This window comes from Pseudomonas sp. Wu6 (genome assembly GCF_019891515.1).
GTDB lineage: Bacteria > Pseudomonadota > Gammaproteobacteria > Pseudomonadales > Pseudomonadaceae > Aquipseudomonas > Aquipseudomonas orientalis_A.
Genome location: NZ_JAFLXH010000021.1, coordinates 87,867 through 112,486 on the forward strand (window position 1 = coordinate 87,867; position 24,620 = coordinate 112,486).

The following is a 24,620-nucleotide window of genomic DNA, read 5'->3' on the forward strand; positions in this document are numbered from 1 at the left end:
GATTAAATTATCGATTAGCCACAGGATGCACGTTTAGATGACCCAGGTAACCAACACCCCCTACGAGGCCCTTGAAGTCGGCCAGACCGCCAGCTTCAGCAAGACCGTCGAAGAACGCGATATCCAGCTGTTCGCCGCCATGTCCGGCGATCACAACCCGGTGCACCTGGATGCCGAATATGCCAAGGCAACCATGTTCAAGGAGCGTATCGCCCACGGCATGTTCAGCGGCGCGCTGATCAGTGCGGCGGTTGCCTGCGAACTGCCTGGGCCGGGCACGATTTATATCGGCCAGCAGATGAGCTTTCAGAAGCCGGTCAAAATCGGCGACACCCTGACGGTGCGCCTGGAAATTCTGGAAAAACTGCCCAAGTTCCGGGTACGCATTGCCACTCGCGTGTTCAACCAGCGTGATGAACTGGTCGTGGATGGCGAAGCGGAGATCCTTGCGCCGCGTAAGCAGCAGGTTGTGACGCTGACCGAACTGCCGCCGATCAGCATCGGCTGACAGGTAGACGAAAGCAATGCGGGAGGGGACCTGCTCCCGATTGCAGTGTGTCAGTCATAGAGCTATCGACTGATCCACCGCTATCGGGGGCAAGCCCCCTCCCACATTTTACAGCCTTACAGCACAGGGCTTACGACTGGGCGCGAGCCTGGTTACGCAAGGCTTTGACTTGGTCGTGGTTACGTTGCACGCCGTGATACTGACGCTCAACCAGGTCACGAATGCCCAGCAGGTTGTGCTTGTTGATCTTCTCGATCGCTTCCTTATAAGCCTTCAGTGCGTGGTCTTCACCGCGCTCGGCTTCGTTCAGCACGGACTCTTCGTCCTTGCCGGTCACCATGGACTTCACGTCAACCCAACCGCGATGCAGGGCACCGGCCACGCTGCCGGAGTCTTCCGGATCGCCACCCAGGGCACGTACGGCGGTTTTCAGCTCAGCGGCAGCAGTGCCGCAATCAACGGAGCGCTTGGCGAACAGCGCTTTGAGTTCAGGGTGCTTGATGTCTTCTGCGCACTCTTTGAAACCTTTCTGACCATCGATGCTGGTCTCGATCAGGTCGTTGAGTACAGAGATCGATTCTTTGTTGATGTCAGTCATTTTTCAATTCCTTGTGTGGATTGATGAAGGTTGCCTTAATGATTGCAGCGCCCGTGCCAGGTTTTGAAAAATTACTTTTGTTAATAAATTCAATAAGTTACGAATAATTGAACCATCTGTATGTATGTTATTTGCATGATCTGTCATTTGGCCTTCATGCAGAATGCCTGTATTTTCGAAGACCCCGCCTTCACTGCTTAACACCATGAACCCCGAAAAACTCGAATTGCTGATCACCCGCCAAATGCCGTTTGGCAAATACAAGGGCCGGATCATCGCCGACCTGCCCGGCCCCTACCTGAACTGGTTCGCTCGCGAGGGATTTCCCTACGGAGAACTGGGCGGCTTGCTGGCACTGATGCAGGAAATCGACCACAACGGCCTGGCCGAATTGCTCGAACCGTTGCGCGTTAAACACGGTAAGCCCGCCCCTCGCCATTAATTAATTGAGCGCCACACCATGCCAAGGAATGCAAACAACGAACCTCACTGGCAGGCCATCGCCCAGCGCTATGCGCTGGAACCGGGCCCGATCAATCTGGAAAACGGTTACTTCGGGCGCATGAGCCGTGCAGTCCAGGCGCAGTACCTGGAGCACGTGGCGTTTATCAACCGCAGCAACTCGGTGTATGTGCGTCAGCGCTTCGAGCAAGGGGAAAATAACCAGATTCGCCGCCAACTGGCCGCGTTGATCAATGCCGACCCCGACTCGGTGGCCTTCACCCGCAACGCCACCGAAGCCTTGCAGTCGCTGATCCGCAACTACAACCGCCTGCAACCGGGCGATCAGGTGCTGATCAGTGATCTGGAGTACGACACAGTCAAAGGCGCGATGCGCTGGCTGGCGGGCGTGCGCGGTGTTGAAGTGATCGAAATTTCCCACCCCCACCCGGCCAGCTTCGACAGCCTGGTGCAGACGTATCGCGACGCCTTCGATCAACACCCGCGCCTCAAGCTGATGGCGCTGACCCATGTCACCCACCGTACCGGCCTGGTGATGCCGGTGGCGGCGATTTCCAGGGCTGCACGTGATCAGGGGGTCGACGTGATCCTCGACGGCGCCCACGCCCTGGGCCAGATCGATTTCGACCTTGGCGAACTGGGCATTCAGTTCGCCGGCTTCAACCTGCACAAATGGATCGGAGCGCCGCTGACCCTGGGCTTTCTCTACATTGCCCCCGAACGCCTGCCGGATATCGACGCGGACATGGGCGAATTCCACTACCCCGCCACGGATGTGCGGGCACGTACGTCCTACAGCACACCGAACTTTCCGGCACTGATGAGCTTGCCACTGGTGCTTGAAGAACATCGGGAACTGGGCGGCGCGGCGGCCAAGGGTGCCCGGGTCAACCATCTGCGGGACATGTGGGTGAGCCAGGTGCGCGAGTTGCCGGGCATTGAGGTGCTGACCCCGGATGATCCGAGGCTGTATTGCGCGATTACCGCATTCAAGTTCATTGGGCGCGATCAGCAGGTGATGGTTGACCGCATGCTCAAGGAGCATGACGTGTTCACCACGACCCGCTCAGGCGCGGCGTTTGGCACCTGTATTCGAGTGACGCCGGGGTTGGTGACTACCACTGCGGACATCGATGTGTTGGTCCACTCAATTACCCAACTAAACGCAGATTAAAATGTGGGAGGGGGCTTGCCCCCGATGGCCATAGGTATCCACACAACTCTGTAGCGCCAACCGTAACCACGATGCGAAGCGAGCCGGTAACCACGATGCGAAGCGAGTCGCTCTTGATCTTGATCTCAGGCGCCCCGTTAAACCACGCTGGCCGAACGCAGGCTTGAATCCGTGGGCAACCCGGCAGGACGCCGGGTTAGCCGCACTGGGCCATGGATGGCCCATTGCGGCGGCCCACGGATTCAAGCCGGAGAGAGGGCACACCGAGCCTGAGCGAGGTGCCGAGTGGTGGGGCAAGAGCGTTTTGCTTACTTTTGCGCTTTTCAAAAGTGAGCCGCCGTCAGGGCGGAACCCTAAGTGGCCGTTACCGCAGAAACGGATATGTACTCGATCTGATCCAACATCCTGTGTCGGCCCAGAGGCCGCCATCGGGGGCAAGCCCCCTCCCACATTTGAGTCAGGATCGACACAACATCCTGGTCGGCCCTGAGGCCGCCATCGGGGGCAAGCCCCCTCCCACATTTGGGTCAGGATCGACACAACATCCTGGTCGGCCCTGAGGCCGTCATCGGGGGCAAGCCCCCTCCCACATTGGAATGTGTGGTGGCCTGGATCTACAGGCAAAAAAAAGCGGTACACCGACCAAGTGCACCGCAAAAATGCCGTTAAGCACAGCAACAACGATTCGATAAATCAGATCAATCCAGCAGCGCCAGCGCCTCGGCGGTGACTTCCTGGATGCGCGCCCAGTCGCCGTTCCTGACCCACTCGGGATCAAGCATCCAGCTACCGCCCACGCACATCACGTTTTTCAACGCCATGTAGTTTTTGATGTTGGCCGGGCCGACGCCGCCGGTCGGGCAGAATTTCACTTCAACGAACGGGCCACCCAAGGCCTTGATCGCCGCCACACCGCCGCTGACCTCGGCCGGGAACAGCTTGAAGCGGCGATAACCCAGGCTATAGCCTTCCATGATGCCGGAAGCGTTGCTGATGCCGGGCAGCAGCGGGATCGGGCTGTGTACCGAGGCTTCCAGCAGGTCGCGGGTGATGCCGGGGGTGACGATAAACTGCGAGCCGGCCACTTCTGCCGCTTCGAGCATATGACGGTCCAGCACAGTGCCGGCACCGGTGCACAGTTCAGGGCGCTGCTCGCGCAGCACCTGGATAGCCTTGAGCCCGAACTCGGAACGCAGGGTCACTTCCAATGCGGTCAGGCCACCGGCGGCCAGGGCATCGGCCAGCGGCAGGATGTCCTGTTCACGGGCGATGGTGATCACCGGCAGGATCCGCGCCTTGGCGCATAGGCTGTCGATCAGGGCAACTTTATCCGCCATGGACACGGTCGGTTGAGGGCTTTTCATAGCGGCTGATCCTTGGCTCATGGGCACCAGTAAATCTCTAATGTAGGTTGCAAAAACGCGCGAATCGGCATGGCGGCGACATCGTCACCGGCCAGCGCGGCGCTCAAGGTGGTCAACTTCGAACTGCCGGAAATCGACAGTACGGTGTAGTGGGCCGTCGCCAGCAACGCGCGACTCATGGTCAGGCGCTGGTGCGGCACGGTCGGCGCCAGCATCGGCCAGCAACGGCGGGTACCGTCGGCCTGCAAGGCCTGGGCAAGGTTCGGGCTGTCGGGAAACAGCGAAGCGGTGTGGCCGTCATCGCCCATGCCCAGCACCAGCACATCGATCGCCGGCAACTCGGCCAGCAGGCGATCGGCCTGCTCGGCAGCGTCTTCCAGGTTGGCGGCAGCGCTGTACAGGCTGAGGAACCGGGCCTCGGCCGCCGGGCCTTGCAACAGGTGCTGCTTTAACAGGCCGGCGTTGCTGTCGGCGTGTTCCACCGGCACCCAGCGCTCGTCGGCCAGGGTGATGGTGACCCTGGACCAGTCCAGCACCTGCCTGGCCAGGTTCTGGAAGAACGCCACGGGGCTGCGGCCGCCGGACACGACCAACGTCGCCGCGCCGCGCGCGCTGATGGCCGCGCGCAGTTGCTCGGCCACGTCAGTGGCCAGTCCGTCCGCCAACAACACGGGCGTGCGGTACTCATGGGCAGTGACGCCCTGAGGCAGTTTCAATTCAGATATCGCCATACCACGACCTCCCATCCCGCGTGATCAGTGCAATCGAGCTCATCGGCCCCCAGGAACCCGCCGCGTACGGCTTGGGCGCATCACCGGATTTTTTCCACCCGGCGATCAACTGGTCACACCACTTCCACGCGGCTTCGATTTCATCTTTGCGAACAAACAGGTTCTGATTGCCGCGCATCACTTCCAACAGCAAACGCTCGTAGGCATCGGGGATGCGTGCGCTGCGATAGGTGTCGGAAAAATTCAGTTGCAGCGGACCGCTGCGCAGTTGCATGCCCTTGTCCAGGCCCTGCTCCTTGGTCATCACACGCAAGGAAATACCTTCGTCCGGCTGCAGGCGGATGATCAGCTTGTTGCTGATCTGCAAGCGCTGCTCGGGGGCGAAAATATAGTGGGACGGTTCCTTGAAGTGGATGACAATCTGCGACAGCTTTTGCGGCATGCGCTTGCCGGTGCGCAGGTAGAACGGCACCCCGGCCCAACGCCAGTTACGGATATCGGCGCGCAGGGCAACGAAGGTCTCGGTGTCGCTCTGGGTGTTGGAATTCTCTTCTTCCAGGTAGCCCGGCACGGCTTTACCGGCGCTGTAGCCGGCGATGTACTGGCCGCGCACCACCTGGGTGGTCAGGCCTTCCGGGCTGATCGGCGCCAGGGCCTTGAGCACCTTGACCTTCTCGTCACGGATGCTGTCGGCGGACAGGTCGGCCGGCGGGTCCATGGCGATCAGGCAGAGCAACTGCAGCAGGTGGTTCTGGATCATGTCGCGCAGTTGGCCGGCCTTGTCGAAGTAGCCCCAACGGCCTTCGATGCCGACCTGCTCGGCCACGGTGATTTCCACGTGGGAAATGTAGTTCTGGTTCCACTGGGTTTCGAACAGGCTGTTGGCGAAACGCAGGGCGATCAGGTTCTGTACCGTCTCTTTACCCAGGTAGTGGTCGATGCGATAGGTGCGGTTTTCCGGGAAAAACTGCGCGACGGCGTCGTTGACCTTGCGCGAGGATTCCAGGTCAGAACCAATCGGTTTTTCCAGCACCACACGGGTGTTTTCCGCCAGGCCGACCTTGGACAGGTTCTCGCAGATCGCGCCATAGACGGCAGCCGGAGTGGCGAAGTAGGCGATGAGGCGCTGTTCGCTACCGACCTTTTCGGCAAGGCCGACGTAGTCGTCAGCCTTCATGAAGTCGACATGCACATACGCCAGGCGCGCCAGGAAACGCTGGGCCACGGCTTCGTCGAGTTCCTTGCCGACGTATTTGCGCAGTTCTTGTTCGATGTGGGCCATGTGCTGCTGCTCGGACCCGGCTTCGCGGGCCAGGGCCAGGATGCGCGTGTCATCGTGCAGCAGGCCGGCGCCATCGAGTTGATAGAGAGCAGGAAATAACTTGCGCAGCGCCAGATCACCCAAGGCGCCAAACAGGGCAAAGGTGCAGGGTTCTACGGTTATCGAAGGCATGATGTTTGTTCTTTTATCAAGTTAAGCTACAAATACCTTTTTTCAAGGCATCACTCAAGGAAAAATGTAGTAATAACCACAACATTTTCCGCCAATACGTATTGCGAGTGGTGGTGTTCCGCTACCCTCAGTAGGATAGGCCACCGCGAGAAGCCACTCATCGATTGGTTACCGCCTTTTTATTTGCATCGTCGCCCGAAGGAAAGACTGAATGGACCGCGTGCGAAATCTTCTGGAACAGATCCGGAACCGCCTCGAAGAATTGAACAAGGCCGAGAAAAAAGTCGCCGAGGTCATCCTGCTCAACCCGCAGCAGGCCACCCGCTTCTCGATCGCCGCCCTCGCCCAGGCCGCCTCGGTCAGTGAACCGACGGTCAACCGTTTCTGCCGTTCGTTCGGCGTCAGCGGTTACCCTGAACTTAAATTGCAGCTGGCGCAAAGTCTGGCCAGCGGCGCGGCCTATGTCAGCCGCGCCGTGGAAGCCGATGATAACCCCGAGGCCTACACCCAGAAGATCTTTGGCAGCGCCATCGCCTCCCTGGACAGCGCCTGCCAGGCCCTGGACCCGGCCCTGATCAGCAAGGCCGTGGACTTGTTGATCCAGGCGCGGCAGATCCACTTTTTCGGCCTCGGCGCCTCGGCACCGGTGGCGATGGACGCGCTGCACAAATTCTTCCGTTTCAACCTGGCGGTGACCGCCCACGCCGACGTGCTGATGCAACGCATGATCGCCTCGGTCGCCCACACGGGTGAGTTGTTCGTGATCATTTCCTACACCGGGCGTACCCGCGAGTTGGTGGAAGTGGCGCGTATCGCGCGGGAAAACGGCGCGTCGGTGCTGGGGGTGACGGCCGAGAACTCACCACTGGCCAAGGCCAGTACCGTGAGCCTGAACATTCCGTTGCCGGAAGACACCGACATCTACATGCCGATGACGTCGCGAATCATTCAGTTGACGGTACTGGATGTGCTGGCGACCGGCATGACGTTGCGCCGTGGCGTGGATTTCCAGCCGCACTTGCGCAAGATCAAAGAGAGCTTGAATGACAGCCGGTATCCGGTGGGGGATGAGTTCAACTAAGCCGGCATCTGTGTTGGCTTTACTGGCCTCATCGGGGGCAAGCCCCCTCCCACATTTGATTTGTGAACCCATTCAAAAGTGGGAGGGGGCTTGCCCCCGATGAGGCCATCAGCCACACCACTAGACCCCTGCCCTGGCCTGCAGACTCAAATGCGCCCGCTCCCCGGGCGCCAGGCTCGCCCCGGCCATCGCCGACTCCACGCACACAAATCCTGACGCTTCGTTAAAACTCACGCCCAATAGCGGCCGGCTACCGGGGTGCCACACCACCGTGTCGGCGCTGTCGCCGGTATCGATGCACAGTTCACGCTGCCAGGCATGGTCCTTGAGCTGCAATTCGCCCTCGTGCTGGAACACCCGCTGGCACCCGCCATCAACGCGCAACTCACCTTCCTGCTGGCAAACCTGGCGATTGAGCTGGTCATAACCCTGCGCGCCATCGAGCCCAGACAGCGCTACCTCGTCAACGTGACCAATACGCCAATAAGCATGCAAAGCATGGCTCAACTGGCACGGCAGCTCGTCCTGATGCTCGGTGCTCAGGCGCAGTTCGAGGGTTTCGCCCAATTGCGCGTGCAGGTCCACCTGCCAGTCACATAACTGCAACTGCCAATGCAGGCGCACGCCATCGTCATCGGTGCTGCTGTCGAGCAGTTTCCAGTCGATCAAGCGCGCCCAGCCGTGGGACGGCCAGGCGTTTTCGCTGGGATGACGGCCATACCACGGCCAGCAGACCGGCACGCCGCCGCGGATCGCGCCGACTTGCGGCCATTTGGCCGCACACCACAGCCAGGGTTTCTGGCCGGTGGGCTGAAAGTGCAGCAGTTGCGCGCCCTGGCGACTGAACACCGCCTGGCACAGCGGGTGGTCGATCACCAACACATCGCGCATCTGAAAGCGCTCCCAGGCGAACACCGGACGCTCGCGCAGGGACTTGAAAAAGCGTTGCAGCGGTTGCTCATGCATGTGCACAGGTTCCGAATATCACAGTGCCACCCAAAAAAAAGCGGATAGCCATGGCTACCCGCAAAATGCGCACAGAGAGAAGGAGCTTATCGCAACCGCGTTAGAACGTAGACTGAATCTTCAGGCCCGCTACCAGCGCGTTGTCGACTTTGTCCACGCCGCCCGGCTGGACAACGTACTGCAAGTTAGGACGCACGGTCAGCCAGTTGGTAACGTGGAAGCCGTAGTTCAATTCGACGTTGTACTCGGTCTCGCGAATCGGCGTGTAAAGCGGATTGTCGTAGTCGCTGATGCCATTGGCGGCATTGAGCAACTGCGAGTTCTTCTTCACGTCATCGTTGACATGCAGACGCGCGACGCCAATGCCGACGTCATCTTTTGGACGTGCGTCGAATGGGCCCTTGTACACCAGCATCAACGACTGGTAGTTGTCGACCAGGTTGGTTTCCTTGTCGTGGAAGGTCGCGTTGGCCGCAATGTTCAGGCCACGGGTAGCGTCGCCGTTGTGCGTGGTGAGTTGCTGTTGGGCAACGAACCAGTAGCCTTTCTTGCTGCTGCGGGTGCGCAAGTTTGCGCCAGTGAGGACCGCATCGTTGCCGTTGACGTCTTCACGTACATCCGGAGCATCGGCCGCGCTCTTGTAGTAACCCACGCGGTATTCGCCCGGCAGGTTGTTGACTTTCGGCGACCAGACCAATTCCACCGGAATCACAGTACCTTTGGTACCGCTGCCGCTGAGTTTGAAGCCGTTGCCGTGCTCCAGCTGCGACGGGTTCTGGCTGTAGGCACCGATCTGTGCATACAACTCAGGCGTGATGTTGTACTTCACGCGGATGGCCGGCTGGCTGACCGGCCAGTTGTACCAGGTGTTTACATAGTTACCGACCTGGGAGCCACAGAACGACAGGTTCTGGAAGTCGCACGGGAAGGTGTTGAAGTCCTCGCCTTCACCGAAGTAGCCGAGTTTCACGTCCAGCTTGTTGTCGAACATCTGGTGCTGGATCCAGAACTGGGTCAGGCGCACCATGTGGCCACGGCCATAGACTTCCATCGACGAACTGAGCGTGCCGGCACGCGGGTCGCCGATGCGGTCGTTGGAGATGTTCTGGCCATTACGGTTGGTGAGCTGGATCTTGGCCTGGGTATTATCCCAGCCCCACAGCTTTTGCAGGTCCAGCGCTACGCCCAGACCGAACTGGTCGGAGTAACGACCGGTCTTGTCGTCGTTGTAGCCACCGTGGGCGTTGTAGCCCATTTCCCCTACGTAATCGGCCTTGATGTCGATACCTTGCTCGATCAGCTTGGTACGCTCGCCGCCCCAATCGCCGGTCATCCACTTGGAATCGGCGCTGAACGCATCGGCCGCCATCGCATTGGCGGACAATACAAGGGCTGCTGCTGCTGACAGTTGGCAGAACAGCCGAGTGTTGTTGTGTTGCTTTTTCATCCCTACATCCTCGTCTTTATTGTTATTAAACTGTTTTTATCTAACGCGGTTTACTTTTTTTAGCTAAAACAACAAGTTAACCATTAACCACAGTACTGTAGGAGCGAGCTTGCTCGCGAAAAACCCGAGAGCGCCACGCTAAACCAGGAGCGCTGCGTCATCGTTAACGACCTTCGCGAGCAAGCTCGCGCCTACAAATGCTTCAACGGCCCTTGAACTGGGTCACGTTGCCGGCATGCCCCTGTGCCGGCAATGAAGCAGCAGTGTCCAATCGCTCCCCGGTCTTGGCGTCGAACAGCAACACCTTGGCCGGGTCGAACTGCAGGGTCAGGGTCTCGCCTACCTGCGGTGCCACGTCCGGCGCCAGACGGCAGCAGACTTTGGTGTCGTTGAGCTGCACGAACACCAGGGTGTCCGGGCCGGTCGGCTCGGTTACCTGGACTTCGGCGCGAATGCTCGACGCGCCATTGCCCTCGCCCGCCGCCAGCACGATCTGCTCCGGGCGCAGGCCCAGGATCACATCGCGATCTTCCAGACCTGCGTCATTCATGTTCAACGCCAACTCGCAACGGGCCTGGCCGCTGTCGAGCACCGCCACCAGAACACCGTCCTGGCGTTTTAGGCGCATGGGAACGAAGTTCATTGGTGGTGAACCGATAAAGCTTGCCACAAACAGGTTAGCAGGGTCGTTGTAAATTTCCTTCGGCGTACCGAATTGCTGGATGATTCCGTCCTTCATCACCGCCACTTTGTCGCCCAGGGTCATCGCTTCGATCTGGTCGTGGGTCACGTAGACAGTGGTGGTTTTCAGGCGCTGGTGCATCAGCTTCATTTCGGTACGCATCTCGACGCGCAGCTTGGCGTCGAGGTTCGACAGCGGCTCGTCGAACAGGTAGATCTTCGGCCGGCGCGCCAACGCCCGGCCCATGGCCACGCGCTGTTGCTGACCACCGGAGAGTTGGCCCGGCTTGCGGTTGAGCAGGTGCTCGATCTGCAGCAGCTTGGCCACGCGCGCCACTTCGGTGTCGATGTCGGCCTGGGGCATCTTGCGAATCTTCAGGCCGAACTCGATGTTCTCGCGCACGCTCATGGTCGGGTACAGCGCGTAGGACTGGAACACCATGGCGATGTCACGGTCCTTGGGGCTCATGCCGCTCACATCCTGATCACCGATCATGATCGCGCCGCCGGAGATGGTCTCAAGGCCCGCGATGCAGTTCATCAAGGTGGACTTGCCGCAACCCGAAGGGCCGACCAGGATCAGGAATTCGCCTTCCTTGATCGACAGTTCGATGTTCTTCAAGGTGTCGGGCAGGCCGGCACCATAGGTCTTGTTTACATTGCGAAGTTCAAGCGTAGCCATGATTACCCCTTGACCGCGCCGGCTGTGAGGCCGCGCACGAAATACTTGCCTGCGATCACATAGACCAGCAGGGTCGGCAGCCCGGCGATCATCGCCGCCGCCATATCCACGTTATATTCCTTGGCCCCGGTGCTGGTGTTGACCAGGTTGTTCAGCGCCACCGTGATGGGCTGGGAGTCGCCGCTGGAAAACACCACGCCGAACAGGAAGTCGTTCCAGATCTGGGTGAACTGCCAGATCAGGCAGACCATGATGATCGGCGTCGACATCGGCAGAATGATCTGACGGAAGATGGTGAAGAAACCGGCACCGTCCAGGCGGGCCGCCTTGATCAGCGCATCCGGAATGCTCACGTAGTAGTTACGAAAGAACAGCGTGGTAAACGCCAGGCCGTAGACCACATGCACAAACACCAGGCCGGTGGTGGTATTGGCCATGCCCATCTTGCCGAGGGTGAACGAGGCCGGCAGCAGCACCGTCTGGAACGGCAGGAAGCAGCCGAACAGCAACAGGCCGAAGAACAACTGCGAACCCCGGAAGCGCCAGAACGACAGTACGTAGCCGTTCAACGCGCCGATGGCCGTGGAGATCAGCACAGCCGGCACGGTGATCTTGATCGAGTTCCAGAAGTAGCCATCCACGGTGCCCCAGGCCTTGACCCAGCCGATGCCACTGACCACGGTGGGCCAGCTCAGCAGGTTACCGGTGCTGATGTCTTCCGGGGTCTTGAAGCTGGTGAGCAGCATCACCACCAGCGGCACCAGGTACAGCAGCACCGCGAGGATCAGCACCGCGTAGATCGCGATACGACTCAGGCTGATGGCAGGTTTAGCGGCGAGACTAGTCATTACGCTTGGTCCTCAGCTCGGAATACAGGTACGGCACAATGATCGCGAGGATCGCACCGAGCATCAGGATTGCACTGGCCGAGCCCATGCCCATCTGGCCGCGGCTGAAGGTAAACGAGTACATGAACATGGCAGGCAGGTCGGAGGAATAGCCCGGGCCGCCGGCCGTCATCGCCGCCACCAGGTCGAAGCTCTTGATCGCAATGTGCGCCAGGATCATCACCGCACTGAAGAACACCGGACGCAGGCTTGGCAGCACCACGCTCCAGTAGATGCGCGGCAGGCTCGCGCCGTCGATCTGCGCGGCGCGGATGATTGACTGATCAACGCCACGCAGGCCCGCCAGAAACATCGCCATGATAAAGCCCGAGGCTTGCCACACAGCGGCGATCACCAGGCAGTAGACCACGCGGTCGGGGTCGATCAGCCAGTCGAGACGGAAGCCTTCCCAGCCCCAGTCGCGCAATAATTTGTCCAGGCCCATGCCCGGGTTGAGCAGCCATTTCCACGCCGTACCGGTGACGATCATCGAGAGCGCCATCGGGTACAGGTAGATCGTGCGAATGAAACCTTCGCGGCGGATTTTCTGGTCGAGGAAAATCGCCAGCGTCACACCGATCACCAGGGTGATGCCGATGAACATCCCGCCGAACACGGCCAGGTTCTTGCTCGCCACCCACCAACGGTCGTTGTCGAACAAGCGCTCGTATTGCGCCAGGCCCGCCCACTTGTAGTTGGGCAGAAACGTGGAGGTGGTGAACGACAACACGAACGTCCACAGGATGTAGCCGTAGAAGCCCACCAGCACGATGAACATGCTCGGCGCCAGCACCAGTTTGGGGAGCCAGCGCTGCAATGCATCGAACGGCGAGGCCTTGCTGAACACAGCAACAGAACTCATGGGAAAATCCAGTACAGGGAAAAAGGACTGACAGGTGAACCGAACCCTGCAGGAGCGAGCGTGTTCGCGAAGGACTTCAACGATAGCGCGTGCATACAGGATGAACGCGTTGACCTTGAGTTTTTCGCGAGCGAGCTCGCTCCTACAGATAGCAGCAGCGTTACTTGGCCGACTTGATCGCAGCGCCCAGCTTCTTGGCGGTGTCGGCCGGGTCGGCTTTCGGGTCGTTGATGTAGTTGGTCACCACGTCAAAGAACGCGCCTTGCACCGCCAGGTTGGTGGCCATGCTGTGCGCCATGCTTGGCTGCAGTCCGCCGGTCTTGGCGTCGGCCAGGAAGTCCTTGGCGGCGGCCTGGGCGCAGGAGTCGAAGCCCAGTTTGTCCATTTGAGTGAGCATGTCAGTGCGCACCGGGATCGAGCCCTTGTTGATGCTGAAGATTTTCTGGAAGTTTTCACCCAGCGCGACTTTGGCAATGTCCTGCTGACCGGCAGCGGTGCCTTTGTCTTTCTGCTTGAACACAGCCAGGGAGTCGATGTTGTAGGTGAAGGCCTTGTCGGTGCCCGGGAAGGCTACGCACTCGTAGTCCTTGCCGGCGACTTTCTTGGCGGCGGTCCATTCGGACTTGGCCCAGTCACCCATGATCTGCATGCCGGCCTTGCCGTTGATGACTTTACCGGCCTCCAGGTTCCAGTCCTGACCTTTGCCGTCGACGTCCATATAGGTCGCGACCTTTTTCAGCTCAGTCAGCGACTTGACCATTTCCGGGCCGGTCAGCGCAGCGTTATCCAGGTCGACCAGGGCTTTCTTGTAGCCATCGGCGCCCATGACCGAGAGCACCACCGCTTCGAACACGGTGCTGTCCTGCCAAGGCTGGCCGCCGTGAGCAAGCGCGATGAAACCCGCTGCTTTCAGCTTGTCGCCGGCGGCATAGAATTCTTCGAGGGTGGTCGGGTTCTTGGTGATGCCGGCTTTCTTGAAGACTTCCGGGTTGATCCACAGCCAGTTCACGCGGTGGATGTTGACCGGAACGGCCACGTAGTCACCTTCGTACTTGACGGTGTCGGAGACTTTCTTGTCGAGCAGGGAGTCCCACTTTTCTTCTTTGGCGACGTCTTTGAGCGCGTCGGTGTCGAGCAGGCCGGTGGACGCCCATTCCTGGATGTCGGGGCCCTTGATCTGGGCAACGCCTGGCGGGTTGCCGGCTACCGCGCGGCTTTTCAGCACGGTCATGGCCGTGGCGCCACCGCCACCTGCGACTGCACCGTCTTTCCAGGTGAAGCCGTCTTTCTCAACTTGGGCCTTCAGGACATCCACTGCCGCCTTTTCACCGCCCGACGTCCACCAATGCACTACTTCAATCGTGCCTTTGGAGTCGGCGGCAAATGCACTGAGGGGAAACAACGAGGACATGGAAATAGCAACGGCGAGGCGATTAATCGCATTCATCTGAGTACCTTTTCTTGTTGTTATGCATGCAAGTCTAGAGCTTGCGCTGCACGGAGTTTAAACAGGGATTTTCCCGGCGCAGGTAACAAAGGGACGCACAAATGTCACCAGCTGGTGACATAGCATCCGCTGCCCAATGCACTGGCCAGGCTGGGTGCCAAGGGTAATGCCGGTAGCACAACCGCTTGCCAGGCATGGTACAGGTCCGGCTTGCCGCCCCAGATTTTGCTGCTGGGTTGGTTGTGTGGGTTGAGTTCGTGGTGCCAGCTGCCCTGGAGCCGGTCGATGAAGTGGGTTTCGCAAAACTCCCAGAACCGCCGGTACCAGGTCTCGTAATGCAATTGGCCAGTGCGCTTGAGCAGCGCCTGGGCAGCCGCGCTGGCTTCGGCATGGGTCCAGTGCAGGCGTTCGCGAACGACCGGGCGCTGGTTCCAGTCCAGGGTGTAGACAATGCCCGGCGCGCCATCCACCGCCCAGGCATACTCGCAGGCACTGGCAAACAGCCCTTGGGCATCGGTCAGCAACCACTGCGGCGTGACCAACCCGGCGGCCAGCCGCGCCGCTTCCAGGTGCAACACCAGCCGCGCCCATTCGAAGCCGTGGCCGGGGGTGATGCCGTAGGGACGGAAACCGTCGGCGGGGTTGTCTTCGTTGTAACCGAGCAGCGGGTTCCACTGGGTATCGAAGTGCTCGATCACCATGAAGCGGTTACCGGCGGCGTGGGCATGGATGACACGTTCGACGATCCGCAACGCGCGGTCCAGCCAGCGCGTGTCGCCCGTGACATCGGCGAGGGCCAGAAAGGCTTCGGTAGCGTGCATGTTGCTGTTGGCACCGCGATAGGCTTCGACGCCGCTCCAGTCCCGGGCGAAGGATTCGAGCATGGCGCCCTCCTCTTCGCTCCAGAAGAACTGGTCGATGATATGCACCGCATCGTTCAACAGGGTCTGCGCGCCGGGTGCACCGGCCACTACGGCAGAGCTGGCGGCCAGGGCCACGAAGGCATGCAGGTAAGCGGCCTTGCCGGTATTGCCATCCAGGGCATCGGCCGCGGCAAACCAGCCACCGTGTTCGCTATCGTGCAACGGGCCGCTCAGGGCCGCCACGCCGTGCGCCACCAAATCGGCGTAGCCGGGCAACCCCATAGCGTGGGCCATGGCGAAGCTGTGGGTCATGCGGGCGGTGTTCATGGTTTCGGCGCGGGCGCCGGCCGGCAGTTGGCCAGTGTCATCCAGATTGCCGAAGCCGTCCGGCAGGCGCGACGCCTTGGCAAAGGTCAACAGGCGCTGGCCTTCGGCCGCGAGCCAGGCGTGATGGGCAGGCGCGTTCAGCCAACTGCTGGGAGGCAGTGGTTGCATGGTCATGGGGGGCCCTTATTGTTTTTTGTGGGGTGACCGGAGTCTAAACAAGGGCGCGGGAGTGGCAAGTAACGAAGGGGACAAGAAATGTCACCAGGCGGTGACAAAGCTTCGAGCAACAGCGACTTACCTGACTAATACGGGTTCAAATGTGGGAGGGGGCTTGCCCCCTCCCACAGTTTGATTGCATTCACAGTCCACAGAACGAGTCATTGACCCAGTGGCGTGGCCGCCGCCGGCGCGTTGAGGCGCTGGTTCAAATTCTGCACCTGGCTCTGCAATGTGGTGATATTGCGCGTGGTCTGGATGCGGAATACGTCGAACTCTTTATTGGTCGGCGCATCGGTGTTGGCGGGCTGGTTTTCCTGTGCACTCTTGAGCACCAGCACGTCCTGCTCGAGTCGGGCGATGGCGGCAGCCGGATTGCCTTGTTTCTTCAAGGTCGCTACCTCATTGGCCAGATCCTTGATCTCGCCTTGGGCCGCCTTGAGCGTGGCAACGGCATCGGTCAGCGCCTGAACCTGGCCCTGCAACTTGGCATTGGCGCTCGTCAGTTCGGCGGTGCTGGCGCTCATCTGCGCCAGGCGCTGGTCCAGCTCGGTGGCCTGGCCGGCCACACCCACTTGTTGTCTGCCCTGCTCAAGCAACTGGGTTTCCAGCTGTTTGATCTGCACTTTCAGGGCTTCGCTGCCGTTGTTCACATTGGCCTCGCTGGCCACGACCTTGCCGGAAATATCCTGCAGGCGCCCCGCCGCTTCTTCGCTGATACGCGCAAAGCTTTCCTGGGTGGCGACCAGTTGCTGGCCCATCAGGGAAATCTGCTGGAAGCTCCACCAGGCGAGGCCCGCAAAGGCGATCAGCAACGCGCCGACCAACGCCCACAACGGACCGTTGCTGGCCCTTTTCACCTTGACCACAGGCGTCGTGCGCGAGCGCACCGAGGTGGCGGCTGTCGGCACGAAATCATCATCGTCCCCGGTATCGGCCCGCAGGCTGGGAACGTTGTCGAAATCGTCTTTAGCATCGTTACGCATGAATCTATCCTGAATCAATAAGATGGCCGACCGAGGGGCCGAGCGGCGGGAGTATAAACCGTGCTCCCGGTGCATGGGTCAACAAGCGCTGCGCCACTCGGTTCCCGATATGTTGCAGGTTGTGGCTTATGAGTGGCCCGGAGCCTGGGCTTTCCACCACAGGCAGAACTCGTCGAGGGCGCTCCACAGACTGACCTTGGGCTCGTAATCGAGATAATGCCGCGCCCGGCTGATGTCGAGGGTGAAATCCTTGTTCATGACCTGCATGCCCAGGCGCGTCAACGACGGTTCCGGCCGCCCCGGCCACAGCGCACAGAACGCCTCGTTCAAGGCCGCCACACTGTAGGACAAGCCATAGGAGCGGTAGCGCGTGACCTGAGGCATGTCCATTTGTCGCATCACATAGTTGACCACGTCCCACACCGGTACCGGCGTGCCGTTGCTGATGTTGTAGGCCCTGCCCAGTGCCGAACCGGGAGCCAGCAAGCTGCTGAGCAGCGCCTCGTTGAGGTTGTGCACGCTGGTGAAGTCGACCTTGTTCAGGCCGTCACCGACGATGGCCAGGCGGTTCTTGCGCTGCATCTTCAACAGGCGCGGGAAGATGCTCATGTCACCGGCGCCGGTGACGAAACGCGGGCGCAGGGCCAGCACCTCGAGGCCGAATTCCTGGGCGCCGAACACCTTCTGCTCCGCCAGGTATTTGGTCGCGGCATAGGGATGCCTGAAGCGCTTGGGGACTTGCTCTTCGGTCAGCCCCAGGTGGTCGCGCCCATCGAAGTAGATGGAGGGCGAGGACAGATGCACCAACCGCCCGACCCGCTGCTTGAGGCACGCTTCGACGACGTTCTCGGTGACCAGCACATTGCCTTGATGGAAATCCTGATACTTGCCCCACAGCCCGACCGCACCGGCACAGTGCACCACAGCTTCGACGTCACGGCACAAGGTGCGCACCAGGTCGGCATCGTTCAGATCACCCTGGATAAACTCGGCACCGCGTCGTACCAGGTGCTCGACACCCTCGGCCCGTCGCCCGTTGACCCGCACGTCCAGGCCCTGCTCCAGGGCGAAACGCGCAAAGCGCCCGCCGATGAAGCCGCTTGCGCCGGTGACCAGAATTTTCATGCACTACCCCATGTTCTTTCGTTTTTCATCGCTGTTGCCTTGACGCACGCCATCACTTCAACGGCACCAACCATTGCCCACAGACCCGGGCCAGATGCTCGGTCAACAGGCCCAACAGGTGCCCGCCACTGCGCCAATGATGCCAGTACAGCGGCACATCGATGGGCTTATCTGGCAGTAATTCGACCAGCAGGCCTTTTTCCAGCGCGTCGCGCACCTGCAATTCAGGCACCAGGCCCCAGCCGAGGCCGGCTTCCATCAGGCGGATAAAGCCTTCGGATGACGGGCATAAATGGTGCTCGAAACCGCCGGTCACTCCCAGCGAAGCCAGGTAACGGTGTTGCAGGAAATCATCCGGGCCGAACACCAGCGCCGGCGTACCGGCCAGTTGGTCGGCCTGTACCCCGGCCGGGAAGTGCCGCGTTATAAACGCGGGGCTGGCCAATGCGCGGTAACGCATGGCGCCAAGGGCCAGGCTGCGGGCGCCGGCAACCGGGCGCTCGCTGGCGCAGATACAGGCCGCCACTTCACCGGCACGCATGCGTTTGAGGCCCACGGTCTGGTCTTCCACCACCAGGTCCAGCAGCAGGTGCTGTTCGCTGCAGAAATCGCTGACCGCCAGCGCCCACCAGGTGGCGAGGCTGTCGGCATTCAGCGCAATGCGCAGGCGCTCGGGCATGCCTTCTTCGTCCAACGCCGGCACCTGGCTTTGCAGGTCGCGCTCCAGCAGGCGCACCTGCTGCACATGGTTGAGCAGGCGCCGGCCAATATCGGTGGGGGTCGGCGGGGTCGCCCGCACCAGTACCGGCTGGCCGACGCGCGCCTCCAGCAACTTGATGCGCTGGGACACGGCCGACTGCGACAGCCCCAGTACCTGTGCGCCGCGCTCGAAGCCGGCCTGCTCCACCACGGCCGCCAAAGCGGAAAGCAATTTATAGTCGAACATCAGTTTTCCTAATGAGCGATCAGCAATATTGGTTTTTCTTATACAGGCTCGACCGCCACCCTAGCCAGCATCGTTTGAGCATGACTTGAGGATTGGCGCTATGTGGCAAAGCTATATGAACGGGTTGCTGGTGGCCCTGGGACTGATCATGGCAATCGGCACGCAGAATGCGTTCGTCCTGGCGCAAAGCCTGCGCCGCGAACATCACTTGCCGGTCGCCGCCCTGTGTGTGATCTGCGATGCGCTGCTGGTGGCGGCCGGGGTATTCGGCTTGGCCACCGTGCTGGCGCAGAGCCCGATACTGCTTGGGGTGGCGCGCTGGGGCGGCGCGGCGTTTCTGCTGTGGTACGGCGCGTGCGCGCTGCGCAGGGCCTGTTCGACGCAACGTCTGGATCAGGACGCCAGCCTCAAGACCCGCTCATTGCGCGCCGTGCTGTTGAGCGCGCTGGCGGTGACCCTGCTCAATCCCCATGTCTATCTGGACACCGTGCTGCTGATCGGCTCACTGGGCGCACAACAGACGGAGCCCGGGGCCTACGTGGCCGGCGCGGCCAGTGCGTCGTTCCTGTGGTTTACCACCCTCGCCCTTGGCGCAGCGTGGTTGGCGCCGTGGCTGGCGCGCCCGGCTACCTGGCGTCTGCTCGACCTGCTGGTGGCCGTGATGATGTTCAGCGTGGCCTACCAATTAATCAGCGCGCCATGAACTTATTCCAAAAGGCTCTGGAACCTCTATCCCACACAGTTGTTGCGTGGTTTTGCCGCACCCCCGGTGCTATGATCCCGGACTTGCGCCGCAAAGAGTACAGACTCGCCGGCGCTTGTTTGGCCGCCCGTGATCGGCCTTGCGCTCACCGCAACTGACCTGATTAGGAGAATCATCATGGCTTTCGAATTGCCGCCGCTGCCCTACGCACACGATGCCCTGCAGCCGCACATCTCCAAGGAAACCCTGGAGTATCACCACGACAAGCACCACAACACCTATGTCGTGAACCTGAACAACCTGGTGCCAGGCACCGAGTTCGAAGGCAAGACCCTGGAAGAAATCGTCAAGTCTTCTTCAGGCGGTATCTTCAACAACGCCGCTCAGGTCTGGAACCACACCTTCTACTGGAACTGCCTGGCGCCAAACGCCGGCGGCCAACCTACCGGCGCTCTGGCTGAAGCCATCAACGCTGCGTTCGGTTCGTTCGACAAGTTCAAGGAAGAGTTCACCAAGACGTCGGTCGGCACCTTCGGTTCCGGCTGGGGCTGGCTGGTGAAAAAGGCTGACGGTTCCCTGGCCCTGGCCAGCACCATCGGCGCCGGCAACCCGCTGACCAACGGCGACACCCCGCTGTTGACCTGCGATGTATGGGAACACGCCTACTACATCGACTACCGCAACGTGCGTCCAAAGTATGTGGAAGCGTTCTGGAACCTGGTCAACTGGAAGTTCGTGGCTGAGCAGTTCGAAGGCAAGACCTTCACTGCCTAAGCAACGCTTGCAGTAGAAAAAGCCCGGCCATTGCCGGGCTTTTTCATGGGCGCTCACCAGCAGCCAGCTACCGGCAGTGGTGGAACTCGCAGAAGGGAATATGCCACGCAGTGAGTGAGAGGAATAACCCTCTCGCGCTCTTCTGGAGAAAAAAGATGGAAGAAATCGGAAAAGCAGGCGGGCAGATGGCGATGCAACTCATCAGCGGCCTCATGAAAGGTCTTGCCGGTGGTGCAGGCGGCGGCGGTGATGACGGTGGCGCGAAAGCACCAGAACGCCCCGGCGAGGACAACATGCCACCGGCGCCGCCAAAGATCGACTTTTCAGTGAGTTGACAACTGCGCCCGCGATGCCAGCCACGTTGGCATGCGGCATCCTGGTCGAACAGTCAGACGGCGGAGCACATCCGCCGTTTTTTTTGGTTTTTTCTCCCCTCCAGCCTTGAAGGTGCCTGCTGCTCCAATGTTCCTTTGACTGCCCTCCCCAGATTGCCAATACTCATGGCATATTGAAGGCCACCCGCATGAGACAAGGAATGCCCCTTTGAAGCTGGAACTCAAAAACAGCTTGTCGGTGAAGTTGCTACGGGTTGTCTTGCTCTCGGCACTGATCGTGGGCGTGGCGCTGAGCGTGGCGCAGATCGTTTTCGATGCCTATAAGACGCGCCAGGCCGTAGCGGGCGATGCCCAACGTATCCTCGACATGTTTCGCGACCCCTCGACCCAGGCCGTCTACAGCCTGGACCGCGAAATGGGCATGCAGGTGATCGAAGGCCTGTTTCAGGATGACGCCGTACGCGTCGCATCCATCGGCCACCCCAACGAGACCATGCTCGCGGAAAAAAGCCGCACCTTGCAGCCTTCTTCCAGCCGCTGGTTGACCGACCTGATTCTTGGGCAGGAACGCACCTTTACCACTCCACTGGTAGGCAAGGGCCCCTACAGCGAGTATTACGGCGACCTGAGCATTACCCTCGACACCGCCACCTACGGCGAAGGCTTCCTGGTCAGTTCGGTGATCATCTTTATTTCCGGGGTGCTGCGCGCCCTGGCCATGGGGCTGGTGCTGTACCTGGTGTATCACTGGCTGCTGACCAAACCGCTTTCGCGGATTATCGGGCACTTGACGTCGATCAACCCGGACCGGCCCAGCGAGCACAAGATCCCGCAGATCAAGGGCCACGAGCGCGACGAGTTGGGGCTGTGGATAAACACCGCCAACCAGTTGCTCGAATCCATCGAACGCAATACCCACCTGCGCCACGAGGCCGAGTCCAGCCTGTTGCGCATGGCCCAGTATGATTTTCTCACCGGCCTGCCGAACCGCCAGAAGTTGCAGGAGCAATTGGACCGGATCCTCACCGATGCCGGCCGGCGCCAGCGTCGCGTAGCGGTGTTGTGCGTGGGGCTGGATGACTTCAAGAGCGTCAACGAGCAGTTCACCTATCAGAATGGCGATAAGTTGCTGCTGGCCCTGGCCGATCGTTTGCGCGCCCACAGTGGGCGCCTGGGCGCGCTCGCCCGCCTGGGGGGCGACCAGTTCGCCCTGGTGCAAGCCGATATCGACCAGCCCTACGAAGCGGCGGAACTGGCGCAAAGTATCCTGGATGACCTGGAAGCGGAGTTTGCCCTGGATCAGGACCAGATTCGCCTGCGCGCCACCATCGGCATCACCCTGTTCCCGGAAGATGGCGACAGCACGGAGAAACTGCTGCAAAAAGCCGAACAGACCATGACCCTGGCCAAAAGCCGCTCGCGCAATCGCTACCAGTTCTACATCGCCAGCGTCGACAGCGAAATGCGTCGGCGCCGCGAGCTGGAGAAAGACCTGCGCGATGCCCTGAGCCGTGACCAGTTTCACCTGGTGTATCAACCGCAGATCAGTTACCGCGATCACCGCGTGGTCGGTGTCGAAGCGCTGATTCGCTGGCAGCACCCGGAACACGGCCTGGTTCCACCGGACCTGTTCATCCCGTTGGCGGAACAGAACGGCACCATCATTCCCATCGGTGAATGGGTGCTGGATCAGGCGTGCCGCCAACTGCGCGAATGGCATGACCTGGGCTTCACCGAACTGCGCATGGCGGTCAACCTGTCCACGGTGCAACTGCACCACACCGAGTTGCCGCGCGTGGTCAACAACCTGATGCAGATTTACCGCCTGCCGCCGCGCAGCCTGGAGCTGGAAGTCACCGAAACCGGACTGATGGAAGACATCAGCACCGCCGCCCAGCACCTGTTGAGCCTGCGCCGTTCGGGGGCGCTGATCGCCATCGATGACTTCGGCACCGGTTACTCATCCCTGAGCTACCTCAAAAGCCTGCCGCTGGACAAGATCAAGATCGACAAGAGCTTCGTCCAGGATCTGCTGGACGATGACGACGACGCGACCATCGTGCGAGCGATCATCCAACTGGGCAAAAGCCTGGGCATGCAGGTGATTGCCGAGGGCGTAGAGACCGCCGAGCAAGAGGCCTACATCATCTCCGAGGGTTGCCATGAAGGCCAGGGCTACCACTACAGCAAACCGCTGCAGGCCCGGGAGTTGGCGGCTTTCCTGAAGCAATCGGAACGCGATAACGCGGCGATTCTTTGAGCGGGCAGAACGATACCAAATATTTCCCGCGTATAAGCCTTTACACAAAATGCAAATCTTTCGCATTATGTCGCAGCTTTTGCGCCCCCGCGCGCCCTATCAACAACCGAAGCAGGATGTTCGCCATGATTCGTATGCCCCTGGCCACCGCCAGTCTGCTGGCCATTGCTATTTCTCTCGCCGGTTGCGGCGAAGGTAAAGACAAGGCCGCCGCGCCTCAGGCGCCTGCCGCTGCCAGCACTACCGCTCCAGCGGCTGCCACGCCTGCAGGCCAGGTCGACGAAGCGGCCGCCAAGGCCGTGGTCGCGCATTACGCCGACATGGTGTTTGCGGTGTACAGCGACGCCGAGTCCACCGCGAAAACCCTGCAGACCGCCATCGACACCTTCCTGGCCAACCCCAACGACGACACGCTCAAGGCAGCCCGTACCGCCTGGATCGCCGCGCGCGTGCCTTACCTGCAGAGTGAAGTGTTCCGCTTCGGCAACACCATCATCGACGACTGGGAAGGCCAGGTGAACGCCTGGCCCCTGGACGAGGGGCTGATCGACTACGTCGACAAGTCCTACGAGCACGCACTGGGTAACCCGGGCGCCAGCGCCAATATCATCGCCAACAACGAAATCCAGGTCGGCGAAGACAAGGTCGACGTCAAGGAGATCACCCCGGAAAAACTCGCCAGCCTCAATGAGCTGGGCGGCTCCGAAGCGAACGTCGCCACCGGCTATCACGCCATCGAATTCCTGCTCTGGGGCCAGGACCTCAACGGCACCGGCCCAGGCGCGGGCAACCGTCCAGCCTCGGACTACATGACCGGTGACGGTGCAACCGGCGGCCATAACGAGCGTCGTCGCACCTACCTGCGTGCCGTGACCCAACTGCTGGTCAGCGACCTGCAGGAAATGGTCGGCAACTGGAAGCCCAACGTCGAAGACAACTACCGCGCCACCCTGGAGTCGGAACCGGCTACCGACGGCCTGCGCAAGATGTTGTTCGGCATGGGCAGCCTGTCGCTTGGCGAGCTGGCCGGCGAACGCATGAAGGTCTCCCTGGAGGCCAACTCGCCGGAAGACGAGCAGGACTGCTTCAGCGACAACACCCACTACTCGCACTTCTATGACGCCAAAGGCATCCGCAACGTCTACCTGGGCGAGTACACCCGCGTCGACGGCAACAAGCTGACCGGCCCGAGCCTGTCGTCCCTGGTCGCCAAAGCCGACCCGGCAGCCGATGCAGCCCTCAAGGCTGACCTGGCGGCGACCGAAGCGAAGATCCAGGTGATGGTCGACCACGCCGACAAGGGCGAGCACTACGACCAGTTGATCGCAGCCGGTAACGATGCAGGCAACCAGATCGTGCGTGACGCCATCGCTGCGCTGGTCAAGCAGACCGGTTCGATCGAAGCCGCCGCAGGCAAGCTGGGCATCAGCGACCTGAACCCGGACAGCGCCGATCACGAGTTCTGATCAAGGCGCAGCTGAACGAGGCGACCTTCGGGTCGCCTTTTTCATACACCGCAGATCCCCTGTGGGAGGGGGCTTGCCCCCGATAGCGGTGTATCAGCCAAGAATTGACCGACTGACACTCTGCTATCGGGGCATAGGTATCCGTAACCACGATGCGAAGCGAGTCGCTCGTGATCTTGATCTGGCTTTTGATCTTGATCTCAGGCGCCCCGTTAAACCACGCTGGCCGAACGCAGGCTTGAATCCGTGGGTAACCCGGCAGGACGCCGGGTTAGC

The 24,620-nt window shown here is 60.7% G+C and carries 23 protein-coding genes; 9 read left to right on the forward strand and 14 right to left on the reverse strand.

Translation table 11 applies throughout. The features are described from left to right. Positions 1-37: 37 nt before the first annotated feature. Complete coding sequence (locus J1G34_RS16065; protein ID WP_034115694.1) at positions 38-508, forward strand: MaoC family dehydratase; 471 nt, start codon at positions 38-40, stop codon at positions 506-508. A gap of 130 nt (positions 509-638) precedes the next feature. Here J1G34_RS16065 and J1G34_RS16070 read toward each other — a convergent pair whose 3' ends face one another. After that, a complete protein-coding gene (locus tag J1G34_RS16070) occupies positions 639-1,106 on the reverse strand; it encodes a ferritin-like domain-containing protein (RefSeq protein WP_065895035.1) in 468 nt (155 codons plus the stop codon). Between the two features lie 205 nt (positions 1,107-1,311). On the opposite strand from J1G34_RS16070, the gene J1G34_RS16075 reads away from it, so the two are divergent. Both J1G34_RS16075 and J1G34_RS16080 read left to right on the forward strand, forming a co-directional pair. Continuing rightward, entirely contained in the window at positions 1,312-1,548 is a 237-nt protein-coding gene (locus J1G34_RS16075) for a DUF3820 family protein (protein WP_065895142.1), read from the forward strand. Positions 1,549-1,566: 18 nt separating this feature from the next. Further along, positions 1,567-2,742, forward strand: a complete 1,176-nt coding sequence (locus J1G34_RS16080) for an aminotransferase class V-fold PLP-dependent enzyme (RefSeq protein WP_222994327.1) — start codon at positions 1,567-1,569, stop codon at positions 2,740-2,742. Positions 2,743-3,440: 698 nt separating this feature from the next. Here the strand turns inward: J1G34_RS16080 and J1G34_RS16085 are convergent. From J1G34_RS16085 to zwf, 3 genes are read right to left on the reverse strand one after another with little or no spacing between them, the layout of a single operon-like run. Further along, positions 3,441-4,106: a bifunctional 4-hydroxy-2-oxoglutarate aldolase/2-dehydro-3-deoxy-phosphogluconate aldolase gene (locus J1G34_RS16085; protein ID WP_065887687.1), complete on the reverse strand. Its 666-nt coding sequence runs from the start codon at positions 4,104-4,106 to the stop codon at positions 3,441-3,443. A 17-nt stretch (positions 4,107-4,123) separates the two neighbouring features. Then, entirely contained in the window at positions 4,124-4,837 is a 714-nt protein-coding gene (gene pgl / locus J1G34_RS16090; RefSeq protein ID WP_065895037.1) for a 6-phosphogluconolactonase, read from the reverse strand. Further along, positions 4,824-6,290 (reverse strand): glucose-6-phosphate dehydrogenase, encoded by a 1,467-nt coding sequence (gene zwf, locus J1G34_RS16095; protein WP_065887684.1) that lies wholly within the window; start codon positions 6,288-6,290, stop codon positions 4,824-4,826. Before zwf ends, pgl begins: the two co-directional genes overlap by 14 nt. A gap of 220 nt (positions 6,291-6,510) precedes the next feature. Between zwf and J1G34_RS16100 the strand changes: the two genes are divergently transcribed. Then, complete coding sequence (locus tag J1G34_RS16100) at positions 6,511-7,371, forward strand: MurR/RpiR family transcriptional regulator (RefSeq protein WP_170039859.1); 861 nt, start codon at positions 6,511-6,513, stop codon at positions 7,369-7,371. Positions 7,372-7,491: 120 nt separating this feature from the next. On the opposite strand, the gene J1G34_RS16105 is transcribed toward J1G34_RS16100, so the two are convergent. The 10 genes from J1G34_RS16105 to J1G34_RS16150 form a co-directional block, all read right to left on the reverse strand. Further along, complete coding sequence (locus tag J1G34_RS16105) at positions 7,492-8,337, reverse strand: D-hexose-6-phosphate mutarotase (RefSeq protein ID WP_065936842.1); 846 nt, start codon at positions 8,335-8,337, stop codon at positions 7,492-7,494. 100 nt (positions 8,338-8,437) lie between these two features. Further along, positions 8,438-9,784, reverse strand: coding sequence for a carbohydrate porin (locus J1G34_RS16110; protein WP_065895039.1), 1,347 nt, complete (start codon positions 9,782-9,784; stop codon positions 8,438-8,440). 202 nt (positions 9,785-9,986) lie between these two features. Further along, a complete protein-coding gene (locus tag J1G34_RS16115) occupies positions 9,987-11,147 on the reverse strand; it encodes an ABC transporter ATP-binding protein (RefSeq protein WP_222994328.1) in 1,161 nt (386 codons plus the stop codon). 2 nt (positions 11,148-11,149) lie between these two features. Continuing rightward, the gene (locus J1G34_RS16120; protein ID WP_065887675.1) at positions 11,150-11,995 is read right to left on the reverse strand and encodes a carbohydrate ABC transporter permease; all 846 of its coding nucleotides are present in this window, start codon (positions 11,993-11,995) and stop codon (positions 11,150-11,152) included. After that, positions 11,988-12,896 carry a carbohydrate ABC transporter permease gene (locus tag J1G34_RS16125; protein ID WP_065887673.1) on the reverse strand — a complete coding sequence of 303 codons (909 nt, stop codon included), beginning with the start codon at positions 12,894-12,896 and terminating at the stop codon, positions 11,988-11,990. Before J1G34_RS16125 ends, J1G34_RS16120 begins: the two co-directional genes overlap by 8 nt. Before the next feature lie 160 nt (positions 12,897-13,056). Continuing rightward, entirely contained in the window at positions 13,057-14,343 is a 1,287-nt protein-coding gene (locus tag J1G34_RS16130; RefSeq protein WP_222994329.1) for an ABC transporter substrate-binding protein, read from the reverse strand. A 104-nt stretch (positions 14,344-14,447) separates the two neighbouring features. Next, a complete protein-coding gene (locus J1G34_RS16135; RefSeq protein WP_122560985.1) occupies positions 14,448-15,707 on the reverse strand; it encodes a D-mannose isomerase in 1,260 nt (419 codons plus the stop codon). 203 nt (positions 15,708-15,910) lie between these two features. Beyond that, positions 15,911-16,735, reverse strand: coding sequence for an ATPase (locus J1G34_RS16140; RefSeq protein ID WP_065895043.1), 825 nt, complete (start codon positions 16,733-16,735; stop codon positions 15,911-15,913). A 126-nt stretch (positions 16,736-16,861) separates the two neighbouring features. Then, positions 16,862-17,860, reverse strand: coding sequence for an NAD-dependent epimerase/dehydratase family protein (locus J1G34_RS16145; RefSeq protein WP_065896420.1), 999 nt, complete (start codon positions 17,858-17,860; stop codon positions 16,862-16,864). A gap of 52 nt (positions 17,861-17,912) precedes the next feature. Further along, complete coding sequence (locus J1G34_RS16150; protein ID WP_065895045.1) at positions 17,913-18,806, reverse strand: LysR family transcriptional regulator ArgP; 894 nt, start codon at positions 18,804-18,806, stop codon at positions 17,913-17,915. A gap of 100 nt (positions 18,807-18,906) precedes the next feature. On the opposite strand from J1G34_RS16150, the gene J1G34_RS16155 reads away from it, so the two are divergent. The 5 genes from J1G34_RS16155 (at position 18,907) to J1G34_RS16175 (ending at position 24,344) form a co-directional block, all read left to right on the forward strand. Beyond that, positions 18,907-19,509, forward strand: a complete 603-nt coding sequence (locus J1G34_RS16155; protein ID WP_065895046.1) for a LysE/ArgO family amino acid transporter — start codon at positions 18,907-18,909, stop codon at positions 19,507-19,509. Between the two features lie 177 nt (positions 19,510-19,686). Further along, positions 19,687-20,283, forward strand: coding sequence for a superoxide dismutase (locus J1G34_RS16160; RefSeq protein WP_003175739.1), 597 nt, complete (start codon positions 19,687-19,689; stop codon positions 20,281-20,283). A 155-nt stretch (positions 20,284-20,438) separates the two neighbouring features. Continuing rightward, complete coding sequence (locus tag J1G34_RS16165) at positions 20,439-20,618, forward strand: hypothetical protein (protein WP_065895047.1); 180 nt, start codon at positions 20,439-20,441, stop codon at positions 20,616-20,618. 208 nt (positions 20,619-20,826) lie between these two features. Further along, a complete protein-coding gene (locus tag J1G34_RS16170; protein WP_065895048.1) occupies positions 20,827-22,878 on the forward strand; it encodes a putative bifunctional diguanylate cyclase/phosphodiesterase in 2,052 nt (683 codons plus the stop codon). A 125-nt stretch (positions 22,879-23,003) separates the two neighbouring features. Next, positions 23,004-24,344: an imelysin family protein gene (locus J1G34_RS16175; protein ID WP_065887655.1), complete on the forward strand. Its 1,341-nt coding sequence runs from the start codon at positions 23,004-23,006 to the stop codon at positions 24,342-24,344. The last annotated feature ends 276 nt before the right edge of the window (positions 24,345-24,620 follow it).

Excerpts from the sequence above, each read along its gene's own strand:
- J1G34_RS16110 (WP_065895039.1), bottom strand. The coding sequence starts at position 9,784 with ATGAAAAAGCAACACAACAACACTCGGCTGTTCTGCCAACTGTCAGCA.
- pgl (WP_065895037.1), bottom strand. The coding sequence starts at position 4,837 with ATGGCGATATCTGAATTGAAACTGCCTCAGGGCGTCACTGCCCATGAG.
- J1G34_RS16155 (WP_065895046.1), top strand. The coding sequence starts at position 18,907 with ATGTGGCAAAGCTATATGAACGGGTTGCTGGTGGCCCTGGGACTGATC.
- J1G34_RS16145 (WP_065896420.1), bottom strand. The coding sequence starts at position 17,860 with ATGAAAATTCTGGTCACCGGCGCAAGCGGCTTCATCGGCGGGCGCTTT.
- J1G34_RS16175 (WP_065887655.1), top strand. The coding sequence starts at position 23,004 with ATGATTCGTATGCCCCTGGCCACCGCCAGTCTGCTGGCCATTGCTATT.
- J1G34_RS16130 (WP_222994329.1), bottom strand. The coding sequence starts at position 14,343 with ATGAATGCGATTAATCGCCTCGCCGTTGCTATTTCCATGTCCTCGTTG.
- J1G34_RS16115 (WP_222994328.1), bottom strand. The coding sequence starts at position 11,147 with ATGGCTACGCTTGAACTTCGCAATGTAAACAAGACCTATGGTGCCGGC.
- J1G34_RS16135 (WP_122560985.1), bottom strand. The coding sequence starts at position 15,707 with ATGACCATGCAACCACTGCCTCCCAGCAGTTGGCTGAACGCGCCTGCC.
- J1G34_RS16165 (WP_065895047.1), top strand. The coding sequence starts at position 20,439 with ATGGAAGAAATCGGAAAAGCAGGCGGGCAGATGGCGATGCAACTCATC.
- J1G34_RS16075 (WP_065895142.1), top strand. The coding sequence starts at position 1,312 with ATGAACCCCGAAAAACTCGAATTGCTGATCACCCGCCAAATGCCGTTT.
- J1G34_RS16125 (WP_065887673.1), bottom strand. The coding sequence starts at position 12,896 with ATGAGTTCTGTTGCTGTGTTCAGCAAGGCCTCGCCGTTCGATGCATTG.
- J1G34_RS16070 (WP_065895035.1), bottom strand. The coding sequence starts at position 1,106 with ATGACTGACATCAACAAAGAATCGATCTCTGTACTCAACGACCTGATC.
- J1G34_RS16120 (WP_065887675.1), bottom strand. The coding sequence starts at position 11,995 with ATGACTAGTCTCGCCGCTAAACCTGCCATCAGCCTGAGTCGTATCGCG.
- J1G34_RS16105 (WP_065936842.1), bottom strand. The coding sequence starts at position 8,337 with ATGCATGAGCAACCGCTGCAACGCTTTTTCAAGTCCCTGCGCGAGCGT.
- J1G34_RS16160 (WP_003175739.1), top strand. The coding sequence starts at position 19,687 with ATGGCTTTCGAATTGCCGCCGCTGCCCTACGCACACGATGCCCTGCAG.
- zwf (WP_065887684.1), bottom strand. The coding sequence starts at position 6,290 with ATGCCTTCGATAACCGTAGAACCCTGCACCTTTGCCCTGTTTGGCGCC.
- J1G34_RS16080 (WP_222994327.1), top strand. The coding sequence starts at position 1,567 with ATGCCAAGGAATGCAAACAACGAACCTCACTGGCAGGCCATCGCCCAG.
- J1G34_RS16150 (WP_065895045.1), bottom strand. The coding sequence starts at position 18,806 with ATGTTCGACTATAAATTGCTTTCCGCTTTGGCGGCCGTGGTGGAGCAG.
- J1G34_RS16065 (WP_034115694.1), top strand. The coding sequence starts at position 38 with ATGACCCAGGTAACCAACACCCCCTACGAGGCCCTTGAAGTCGGCCAG.
- J1G34_RS16140 (WP_065895043.1), bottom strand. The coding sequence starts at position 16,735 with ATGCGTAACGATGCTAAAGACGATTTCGACAACGTTCCCAGCCTGCGG.
- J1G34_RS16085 (WP_065887687.1), bottom strand. The coding sequence starts at position 4,106 with ATGAAAAGCCCTCAACCGACCGTGTCCATGGCGGATAAAGTTGCCCTG.